A 10,890-nucleotide genomic window follows, 5' to 3' on the forward strand; every position below is an offset into this window, starting at 1 on the left:
CTAACCCCCCCTTTCAAAGGGGGGCAGGGGGGATAGAAAAGGTTAGGGAGAGGTTATTCTGTTCCCCCTGTAAGAAAAGGTTAGGGAGAGGTTTTAAACATAACGAATTCCCGCCTTTTTCATCCGTTCAATGGCTTCTAGAATTCGGGCTTCTGTAATCGTAATTGCCATTCTAACAAACCCTTCTCCCGCCAAACCATAACCATTCCCCGGCGCTACAATAATCCCACATTTTTCTAACAGTAACGTCACAAATTCTGTAGAACTATAACCAGACGGTACCGGAACCCAGATATACAGTGTTGCTTTCGGAGGTTCAATTAACCATCCCATTGACTGTAACCCCGCAATTAACAAATCTCGCCGTTTTTGATAAATTGAAATTAAATCTTGACGTTCTTCTGGTAAAATAGAATAAGCCGTAATCGCTGATTTTTGAATGGCTTTAAACACACCCGAATCTACATTACTCTTAACTTGAGTTAACCCTTGAATTGCCTTAGCATTTCCCACCACAAACCCAATTCGCCAGCCCGTCATATTATACGTTTTCGATAAGCTATGAAACTCAATTGCTATTTCTTTCGCCCCCGCAACTTGCAAAACACTCGGCGGTTGATAGCTATCAAAAGCAATTTCTGAATAAGCGTGATCGTGGCATAAAAGTATATCGTACTCTTGACAAAAAGCAACCATTTGTGCTAAATCTTCTAGTGAAGCTATTGCACCTGTCGGGTTATTGGGATAATTAATCCAAAGTAACTTAGCTTTGCGGGCGACGGCTTCAGGAATAGCGCTCAAGTCGGGGAGAAAGCGATTTTCAGCTTTCAGGGGGAACGGGTAGGGTTCCCCGTCTGCAAACAGCGTTGAAGTGCGATATACGGGATAACCCGGATCAGGAACTAACGTAAAATCTCCCGGTTCAACAAAAGCCAAAGCCGTGTTGTGAATGGCTTCTTTGGAACCGATGGAAGAAATCACTTCTGTTTGCGGATCAAGTCCGATAACCCCGAACCGACGTTCCATCCAGCTAACCGTTGCTTGGCGATACTCACTCAAACCTTGGTAGGGAGGATAATTATGAGTTTGAGGATCTTCTAAGGCTGCGTGCATGGCTTGCAGCACTGGAGTTAGAGTCGGTAAGTCCGGATCACCCACTCCCAAGTTAATCAGATCTATTCCTTGGGCGAGTAATTCTTCTCGTTTGCGATTGATTGCAGCGAACAAGTAGGGGGGAATCTTCTCTAGACGTTTAGCAAATTGCATGAGCGCAAATAACAGTCGAATGGCATAGCCTAGAGATCATACCAAAAAAAGTTAAGTGCTAAAGGTTTGACCAGAACCTTCAGAAATATTAGAAAAAATCTACATCTCAAACGGAAAGGCTATTCAGAGCCATTTGAGTATAATATCAGTTTGAGTAATTTTCATTAAAACATCAGATAACCTTCAAGTTTTTCGTGTTTTTTTTTGGGTGAAACCTGTTGAAATTCAATTCATTTATACTGAGAGAAATTCCACCTAAAATTTGAGTTTAAAAACAGCTCAAAAACAATGGTAATATTGCTTGCTCAATATAGATGCACCAATGGGTCTAACTTGAGCTGACCTCCATTGTTGTTAAGAACTCGGGACAAGTTGGACACGACCTGCATCCATTTCTTCCATCAACAGTTCTAAGGCTTCATAGTCTGTATCAGAAATATAGCCAAGTCGAGTTAATTCGCAATTAATCTCGTTTTCGATTTCCGGTGTTAGGCGTTTGAAGTACAAAGCCTTGGAAACAAGTTGGTGAATTACATTGGTAGCTGCCATGATTGCTATTTGGGTAACTCTGCTTATGTTAATTCTCTAATGAATACGGCTCAACGCTTGTGATCTTAAGGTAAACTTTTGGGTGATCTGTATCACCAAAACAACTCACCCGATCGCTAATCGTTGCCGAGTTGAAATTCCACTCCCCCCACATCATCAAACTCTGCTGCATCTCATCCACTTAGATTATCAGATGGAGCAATTTGTTCCAAACTTGTTGGTACCCAAACTGCTATACACTAAAATACCATTTTTGTCAGTATTTAATCAAACAAAAACGTTAAATTTCCGATAAGATAATCAAGAACTGTTAAACTCAAAGGATTGGTAAGCTGAGGGGGAACTCAATGATTTAAAGTTCCTCAACTGAGGAAAACCGTCATGCAAAGCGAGGTTAACAGTGATAGTAGCAGTAGAGAAACTCATTACCCCCGATATTAATCAACCTGCTCGCTATTTAGGCAACGAGCTAGGCGCAAAACATAAACCCTGGGACTCCGCCCAAGTTCATTGGGCCTTGACCTATCCAGAAATCTACGAAGTCGGCGCTTCAAACTTAGGACATATCATTCTTTACAATATCCTCAATACTCAACCTCGTCAGCTTTGCGATCGCGCCTATCTCCCCGCTCCCGATCTCGCCGCTAAACTCCGCCAAACCCAAACCCCTTTATTTGCTGTAGAGTCGCGTCGTGCCTTACCCGAGTTTGATATTCTCGGTTTTAGCCTCAGTTATGAACTCGGCGTCACCAATATCCTAGAAATGTTGGACTTGGCTCAAATTCCCCTAACTTGGAAAGAACGCCAAAACCCAGACGGAAATACACCCCAGGGACAATATCCCCTAATATTTGCCGGGGGACAAACGGCCACCTCCAACCCCGAACCCTACGCCGACTTTTTCGACTTTATCGCCCTGGGAGATGGTGAAGAATTATTACCAGAAATTGGCTTAATTCTCGAAGAAGGCAAAACCAACAATTTAACCCGTGAACAACTTCTCCTCGACTTAGCCCAAGTTCCCGGCGTTTATGTGCCTCAATTCTACGACATGGCAGCAGACGGTTCCGTGCATCCCAACCGCCCCGATGTTCCCCAACGCATTCTGCGGCGCGTCGCGACCCCCATGCCTGCTTATTCCATTAGGATGGTACCCTATGTCCAAACCGTCCATGATCGCTTAGTAATCGAAGTGAGACGGGGCTGTACAAGAGGCTGTCGCTTCTGTCAACCGGGAATGTTAACTCGCCCCGCCCGAGATGTCGAACCGGAACAAGTGGTTGATGCCATTGAAAAAGGCATGAAAGCCACCGGATATAATGAGTTTTCCTTACTATCGCTCAGTTGTTCAGACTATTTGGCTTTACCCGCTTTAGGGTTAGAAATCAAAAACCGCCTCAAAGATCAAAATGTTTCTCTATCTTTACCCAGTCAACGGGTTGATCGCTTTGATGAAAATATTGCCAATATTATTGGCGGGATGCGTCAAAGTAGCCTGACTTTTGCCCCAGAAGCAGGCACCCAACGAATGCGCGATATTGTCAATAAAGGGTTAACCAACGAAGAACTGCTACGGGGCGTTAAAACCGCCTACGAACAAGGTTGGGATAAGATCAAACTCTATTTTATGATCGGTTTACCGGGCGAAACTGATGTGGATATTTTGGGAATCGCGGAAACAGTCAGATGGTTACAACGGGAATGTTATGTACCTAAGCAACGACGGTTGAATTTTAATCTAACAATTTCTAATTTTACGCCGAAACCTCATACACCCTTTCAGTGGCACTCCGTTTCAACGACAGAGTTTAAACGCAAGCAAGACTTACTCAAAGCTGAATTTCGGCGGATGAAAGGCATTAAGGTGAATTTTACCGATGTTCGTATTTCGGCGATGGAAGATTTTGTGGGACGCAGCGATCGCCGTTTAGCCCCGGTTTTACGTCGGGCTTGGGAACTCGGAGCCGGGATGGATGCTTGGTGGGAAAGCCAAGATCGGGCGTTTGCGGCTTGGACAGAGGCGATCGCCGAAGCGGGTTTAAGTTGGAAATATCGTCAAGTCGAGAATGGCGAATGGAATGTCATGGAGTTGGGAGACTCGGAAATAACAACTCAACAGTTACTTGATCAGCCTTTGCCTTGGGATCATCTTGACACCGGAATTGACAAAAGTTGGTTAAAGGAAGATTTACAACGGGCGTTAGAAGCGGCGACAGTACCGGATTGTTCTTTTGAAGGCTGTTCTCACTGTGGGGTTTGTGGGGTTGATTTTGGTCACAATATTGTGATTGAACCGCCCCCCATTCCCCAATTTTCTGGTCATTTTGTCCCCGACTCTCAACGAGTTGAACGAATGCGGGTGATTATCGGCAAACAGGGTGATCTGGCGTTAGTGGGGCATTTAGATTTAATGAAAGTGTTGGATCGCATGACTCGGCGGGCTTCTTTGCCGATCGCCTTTAGTGGAGGATATCATCCCAGTCCTCGGATTTCGGCGGCGAATGCGCTACCGTTGGGGGCAACCAGTAGCGGTGAAATTGTGGAATTTGATCTCACCGAGTCGATGGAGGTTGAGCGGTTTAGGGAGATGTTAGAGACTCATTTACCTGCGGATTTACCCATCTATCATGTTGAACGGATGGATGTGAAATCACCAACTGCGGCTCAGTTACTTGACAAAGCGGAATATGGGTTAACGATCACAGGGAGGGAGTCTGGGTTCAAACAACAACAATGGTTAGAGTGGATTACAGCCGTTTTAGATTCTCAGGAGATCATCTGGGAGAAAACCACGAAGTCGAGAAAGATTCGGTATCTTAATCTACGTGAACAATTGTTTGAGTTAGAGTTCGTGGAGCCTAGCCAACAGATGGGGATGCCGGACACCGAACAAGCTGATACGGTGACTTTACGCTATGTCGGAGGGTGTCACAACGATGGAACTCAACTTCGTCCTGAACAGGTTCTCTATATGTTAGAGCAGGTCAGTCAGCAGGAGTTGGAACTGTTGCGTATTCATCGCCAACGGCTTATCCTGCAATAGACAGGTAGACAACAACCCCGAGATTGATAGTGAATGGCGATCTTTGGGGTTGTTTGCCCGAGTCTTACTCCGATTCGGGAGATTTCGTACCTTTTGTTGTATTAAAATAGGTGTTATTATAAAATCTAGGGCTAAGGCTACAAGCCTAAAAATCTTTAGCTAGAGTCGCTTATTGAGATCGGTGAGACAACCGAGACTGAGAAGAACTCAACTGGGAAGGTTCCGGAAAAAAAGCTGCCCTCTTGCTGACATTGGGTGAGCATAATAGGTATTTCACCTCGGAAAAATTTTAAACCGTTTTATCCAAACAACCTCTGATGGGATAATTGCATAGAGTTTGGGGTGAGAATCCAGCAAAGCTGTTCTGTTAGGAGCGATTCATCAAGATTTGGAGGATTGAACCGACAGATCGGTATAAAATTCCAGTCGAAGGATTCGGTTGATCACTGTGGAACTTCTCAACACTTGTAAGATTTCTTCGTTGATCTTGGAGCGTTGAAAAATTCCGGACTTGCTTTTTTGCAGCAGAGGTGAGCCGCAGATCGTTCGTGACCAAAACAGATAGCTAAAGGAGTTAATTGCAAATCGTGGTGTCAATGGTAAATGAAGCAACCTTTATTCTAAATTGGGGGAATAAGGGGCTAGCGAACCCAAGCGAACCCTTGCTTGAGAATTGCCCAAATGATCGGCGAACTTGCTCTTGATCTGGGCAAAGTTTTCTTGTAGGGTAGGCAGTATATTCAGCCAGGCATCTGTTGAGCAACCCCCAAACTGAGCAAACCAACTCCACTCAGGCTAGAAGGGATGATCAACAGTCAGTCAAACGGTGAGTTAGCCGAACAGTGGAATGATTTAATGTTAATCAGCCCTCGTTCATCCCAAAGACCAACGACCATTGATCGGGTGATTTTCTTCTACGGTGAACGAGTATTTGAGCGGGTATTGAGGACGGTAAAACGTCAACAAAATCTCTAGTCAGAGAAGAATTGCTTGACTAAAAATGATTACAGTTTACTCAATGTTAACAGGCTAATCTAGTTCTCAAGGAATTACCCAAGTTGCGAAAATTTGCTTGTTAAGTGACAACGGATAGTCAGCAGAAAAACGGATGATTTAGGTAACAGGTGAAAGGTGATAGGGGACTGTTTAGGTGAGAGTTTATAGATGACAGGTGACTGTTTTTTATTGAACTTATGAACTCCTGAACTTCTGAAGTTTTTAATTAATGTACCCATTGCCCAGTACCCGGTCTAAAATCCGTTCTTTCTTAATAAATATCTGTTTCAGTTTATTATTCTAGAAATTCTCTGTGAGCCGCAGATCGCAGGGTTTATTCTCCCGTTCCAACTCAAATCGTTAGAAGAAACATCATTGATCAACGATGCTCCTCCGGAGAAGCTCCGCGAACAATTCAAGTCAACATCAGAGGTACACGCAGCGTAGCTGCCTCCTGTGTTGCTAAGTTTTGAGGAAATTAGATGTCAAAACAAATTATCATTGCCGAACAGCATCGAATTGCAGCTGTTTTTTCCGAAGATCAAATTCAAGAACTCGTTGTTGCAACCGGAAATCACCAAGTTAGTGATATTTATTTAGGAGTTGTTGAAAATGTCCTGCCTGGAATTGATGCAGCGTTTGTGAATATTGGGGACGCAGAACGGAACGGATTTATCCATGTTTCTGATCTCGGCCCTTTACGGTTGAAAAAGTCTTCCGGTTCGATCACCGAATTATTAGCACCTCAACAAAAAGTGTTGGTGCAGGTGATGAAAGAACCCACCGGGACGAAAGGCCCGCGACTCACAGGAAATATTACCTTACCGGGTCGCTACTTAGTCCTGATGCCTTACGGACGGGGTGTCAATTTATCCCGTCGGATTCGTTCGGAAACGGAACGAAATCGCCTGAAAGCACTTGCCATTTTAATTAAACCCTCGGGGATGGGATTGTTAGTGCGAACAGAAGCGGAAGGGATGGCAGAAGATGCCATTTTGGAAGACTTGGAAAGTCTACAAAAACAATGGGAAAACGTTCAACAAGAAGGCAGTTCAACTCGACCTCCGGCTTTACTCAATCGCGACAATGACTTTATTCAACGGGTGTTGCGCGATATGTATAGTGGCGATGTCAATCGCATTGTCGTAGATTCTCACTCCGGGATTAAGCGCGTTAAGCAACATTTGATGAACTGGAGTGCAGGTAAAGCACCCCAGGGAGTTTTGATTGATCACCACCGAGAACGCATTCCGATTCTGGAATATTTTCGGGTAAATGCGGCGATTCGTGAAGCCCTGCGACCTAGAGTTGATCTACCCTCGGGAGGGTATGTTGTGATTGAGCCAACAGAGGCTTTAACGGTGATTGATGTCAACTCCGGTTCGTTTACCCGTTCAGCAACCTCGCGAGAAACTGTTTTGTGGACAAACTGTGAAGCGGCAACGGAAATTGCCCGTCAGTTGCGCTTACGCAATATTGCCGGGGTGATCATTGTCGATTTTATCGATATGGATTCCCGTCGTGATCAATTGCAAGTGCTGGAACACTTTAATAAGGTTCTCAAAGCTGACAAAGCACGACCCCAAATTGCTCAATTGTCGGAGTTGGGGTTAGTAGAGTTAACCCGCAAGCGTCAGGGACAAAATATCTATGAGTTGTTTGGGCGTCCTTGTCAGACTTGTAACGGATTAGGGCATTTAGTTCATCTTCCGGGTGAATCTGAAGTCGAACTGACTGAAAGCACGACGACAGGGGAACGGGTGGTATTAACACCTCGCAGTGGATTGTCTGTCAGTAGTCTACCGGAGATTACAGAACGGCTTCTTCCTGAGAAAACGATGGTTTTGGATGCACCGCAACCCCGAGAAGAACCCGAAACTGTAGAGCTTGATTCTTCTAGCAATTTGCAAGATTTAGAGCTAATTAACCATCCCAGCTATCAAGATATTAGTACAGCCGGTAATGCTCGTCGGCGTCGGCGTCGGCGAATTGGGGAGTTGGATTCTTTGGTTCGTGATTCGGAACCGAGCCGCAATCATTTGCGACTCGCCCCTACCAGTGGATACAATGAAAATCGTCCAGAACTTCAGTTATCGGAAGGATTACCCACCCGAAGCACCTTAGCAGAAAGAAGCCGCACGGTTAAGTCCGAAACCCTGAAACCGCCTACAGAACAGCCGGAAGTTATTTCTGTTGAAATGACTTCTGATGAACAACAGATGTATGCCATGATGGGCATCTCACCGTTGCTGCTTTCTCATCAAACCCTAAAAAATACCAGAAATGTAATTGTGACTGTCCGTTTACCCGGAGAAGAACCGCCCTCACCCAAGGATCTTTTAGAGGAAAGTGAGGAAGAACCCATAGAAGTACCTTCACCTGAACCCTTTGAGTCAACGGTGAGCATGGATTCTTTTTCTATTGAGCCTCCAGAGGAAATTGCTGTTGAGGAGTTTTCCCCTTCTCCGTCCTTAGCTGTTGCAGAGGATTTAGAAGATTCTCTCGATTTAGAGGATGATTCAGACTCCTCAAGTCGTCGGCGTCGGCGTCGGCGTTCCTCTGCGGTACCTGACTAGGTAAACACTGCTCACTGATAGGGGTAATTCATGAATTACCCTTACAAACTGTTCACTGTCAAGAACTCGCCCTGACTCTGACTTTGCAGAAACAGTGGAGAACGAAACCGGGTTAGCAAGTCCTCGTAATCAAAGAATTCTATGCCTCAATTCATTGCTGGTGTTGATGAAGTCGGACGGGGGGCTTTGTTTGGCCCGGTTGTCGCGGCGGCGGTGATCTTGTCGGATGAAGCGATCGCTCAATTAGCGGCTTCTGGTGTGCGAGATAGCAAACAGTTACAGCCCAAGGCTCGGAAACGACTCGCATATCAGATTAGAGCGATCGCCTTAGACTGTAAAATTGGCATTGCATCGGTGCGAGAAATTGATCGCCTTAATATTCTCCAGGCGACGTTGTTGGCGATGAAGCGATCAATTTTGAAGTTGAAACCGCCTCCTGACTTGTGTTTAATTGATGGGAATCAACCCATTCCTGGATTATTGATTCCCCAACAAACTGTGATCAAAGGCGATCAAACTTCAACGGTAATTGCTTCTGCGAGTATTGTGGCTAAGGTCTGGCGAGATGAATTAATCGTGCGTTTAGCCAACAAATATCCCGAATATGACTTGATTAACAATAAAGGATATGGAACGAAAAAACACCAACAAGCATTACAACGCTATGGCCCTTGTTTGCAACACCGACTTTCGTTTAGTCCTTGTCAAATCGGCTTGGGTTTAATATGACGTTGATGGATGGAATCTCGCCCTAAAAAGGATGTAAGCAACCCCGCTCTGAAGAGACGGGGCTTCAGCTAAGAAATTAGTCGAAGCCGTGCTTACCAGCCTAAGACTTAGTTGTCTACGTTATCGGCAAGTGTTGAAGTTCCTACCAAGGGATGCGTAGCTAGTCCCTTGCTCTAGAACCAAAAAGTTAAACAGTTTTAAGGTCACTGAAACAGTGCTTTTTGGATAGTTACCGACCGATAACATTGGCGAAGCTAACGTTACTGAAAAGGAAAGACACAACAATGTCTAAAAAACCAAATTACGTTTTTGTTCTTGATACCAAACGCCAACCTTTGACTCCTTGTAAGCCGTCAGTAGCGCGGAAGTTATTGAATGCTAGAAAGGCTAAAGTTTTCAGATTGTATCCATTTACGATAATTTTAAATAAGGAGGTAGCTGATAGTTCAGAGTCATTAACGTTGAAAATTGACCCGGGTTCAAAAGTTACTGGGCTAGCTATACTCTCATGCTCTAAACTTCTGTGGGTAGCTGAACTAATTCATCGGGGTCAAACGATTAAAGCTGCTTTAGAATCAAGACGTTCCTTGCGTCGTAGTCGTAGAAATCGACATACCCGCTATAGGAAGCCAAAATTTCTAAATAGAACCCGTACCAAAGGTTGGTTAGCTCCTAGTCTTCAGCATCGTGTAGAAACAACATTGACTTGGGTAAACAAGTTATCAAGGCTTGTACCTATTCGATTCATTTTTCAAGAACTTGTCAGGTTTGATTTACAGCAGATAGAAAACCCAGAAATCTCTGGGGTTGAATATCAACAAGGTGAACTGGTTGGATACGAGGTTCGCGAGTATTTACTCAACAAATGGGATAGAAAATGCACTTATTGCGGTGCTGAAAATGTTCCATTACAAGTTGAGCATATTCATCCTAAAGCTAAAGGTGGTACAAACCGAATTTCCAACCTGTGTCTAGCCTGTGAGCCATGCAACATCAAGAAAGGAACAAAATCAATCGAGCAATTCCTTTCAAAAAAACCTGATGTTCTGAAAAAAATTCTAGCTCAAGCCAAACGACCATTAAAGGATGCAGCATCGGTTAATTCTACTCGTTGGGCGTTATTGAATGGATTAAAAGATACAGGGTTAGACGTTACGACAGGTTCAGGTGGTTTAACAAAATTCAATAGAACGAGGTTACAACTACCTAAAACTGATTATTTCGATGCCGCCTGCGTAGGTGACACTCTTGAACTTTTTGTATTAGCTAATCAGCCGTTATTAATCAAAGCAACAGGGCATGGCTCAAGACAAATGTGCCGTACTGACAAATTTGGCTTCCCGTCTAGATATGTTCCCCAATTCAAGTTGATCAAGGGTTTTCAGACAGGTGACATTTTGACATACTCCCCATTTCTAAAGAAAGGGGATTCTCCAAGCCTCACGGCTTTGGATTACTGATTCATTGACAACCCTTACAGCAAGCTAGTTTCCTAACCTACTCCAGAGGGGTGAGTCTCCCCAGTCGTTCATCCCATTTCAGAGATAGTTTCGGTATGCCCTACCGTACTTGAGAAAAAAATGCTTGATTCTCTGTACTTGGTGCTTTAAGGTTTTATATGGCCAAAGCATTTCTTGCAAGAACCCCATACCTTAAGTTTTCAAGGTTCATTGCATCGATTAGATGCTGGGTTTTTCAACTGGTTGAATACCCTGCCAGTTGAGTTATTAT

7 protein-coding genes are annotated in these 10,890 nt (G+C 44.3%); 5 read left to right on the forward strand and 2 right to left on the reverse strand.

Going from position 1 to position 10,890, the window contains the following annotated elements:
- Nucleotides 1-93: 93 nt before the first annotated feature.
- Together WN50_RS20750 and WN50_RS20755 are read right to left on the reverse strand one after the other, a co-directional pair.
- The gene (locus tag WN50_RS20750) at nt 94-1,266 is read right to left on the reverse strand and encodes an LL-diaminopimelate aminotransferase (RefSeq protein ID WP_046277580.1); all 1,173 of its coding nucleotides are present in this window, start codon (nt 1,264-1,266) and stop codon (nt 94-96) included.
- A 354-nt stretch (nt 1,267-1,620) separates the two neighbouring features.
- Complete coding sequence (locus WN50_RS20755; protein ID WP_046277581.1) at nt 1,621-1,815, reverse strand: hypothetical protein; 195 nt, start codon at nt 1,813-1,815, stop codon at nt 1,621-1,623.
- Between the two features lie 400 nt (nt 1,816-2,215).
- On the opposite strand from WN50_RS20755, the gene WN50_RS20760 reads away from it, so the two are divergent.
- The 5 genes from WN50_RS20760 to iscB all read left to right on the forward strand — a co-directional run bounded on the left by WN50_RS20760 (nt 2,216) and on the right by iscB (nt 10,619).
- On the forward strand, nt 2,216-4,858 hold the full coding sequence (locus tag WN50_RS20760; RefSeq protein ID WP_046277582.1) for a TIGR03960 family B12-binding radical SAM protein: 2,643 nt from the start codon (nt 2,216-2,218) through the stop codon (nt 4,856-4,858).
- An 804-nt stretch (nt 4,859-5,662) separates the two neighbouring features.
- Nucleotides 5,663-5,833 carry a hypothetical protein gene (locus WN50_RS34775; protein WP_160315416.1) on the forward strand — a complete coding sequence of 57 codons (171 nt, stop codon included), beginning with the start codon at nt 5,663-5,665 and terminating at the stop codon, nt 5,831-5,833.
- Nucleotides 5,834-6,336: 503 nt separating this feature from the next.
- A complete protein-coding gene (gene rne / locus WN50_RS20765; protein ID WP_046277583.1) occupies nt 6,337-8,430 on the forward strand; it encodes a ribonuclease E in 2,094 nt (697 codons plus the stop codon).
- A gap of 141 nt (nt 8,431-8,571) precedes the next feature.
- Entirely contained in the window at nt 8,572-9,159 is a 588-nt protein-coding gene (locus WN50_RS20770) for a ribonuclease HII (protein WP_046277584.1), read from the forward strand.
- Nucleotides 9,160-9,443: 284 nt separating this feature from the next.
- Nucleotides 9,444-10,619, forward strand: coding sequence for an RNA-guided endonuclease IscB (iscB, locus tag WN50_RS20775; protein WP_082172508.1), 1,176 nt, complete (start codon nt 9,444-9,446; stop codon nt 10,617-10,619).
- Nucleotides 10,620-10,890 lie beyond the last annotated feature (271 nt).

The organism is Limnoraphis robusta CS-951, from assembly GCF_000972705.2.

What these genes read in the sequence shown, in the direction of transcription:
- rne (WP_046277583.1), top strand. Translation starts at nt 6,337, where the DNA reads ATGTCAAAACAAATTATCATTGCCGAACAGCATCGAATTGCAGCTGTT.
- WN50_RS20750 (WP_046277580.1), bottom strand. Translation starts at nt 1,266, where the DNA reads ATGCAATTTGCTAAACGTCTAGAGAAGATTCCCCCCTACTTGTTCGCT.
- iscB (WP_082172508.1), top strand. Translation starts at nt 9,444, where the DNA reads ATGTCTAAAAAACCAAATTACGTTTTTGTTCTTGATACCAAACGCCAA.
- WN50_RS34775 (WP_160315416.1), top strand. Translation starts at nt 5,663, where the DNA reads ATGATCAACAGTCAGTCAAACGGTGAGTTAGCCGAACAGTGGAATGAT.
- WN50_RS20755 (WP_046277581.1), bottom strand. Translation starts at nt 1,815, where the DNA reads ATGGCAGCTACCAATGTAATTCACCAACTTGTTTCCAAGGCTTTGTAC.
- WN50_RS20770 (WP_046277584.1), top strand. Translation starts at nt 8,572, where the DNA reads ATGCCTCAATTCATTGCTGGTGTTGATGAAGTCGGACGGGGGGCTTTG.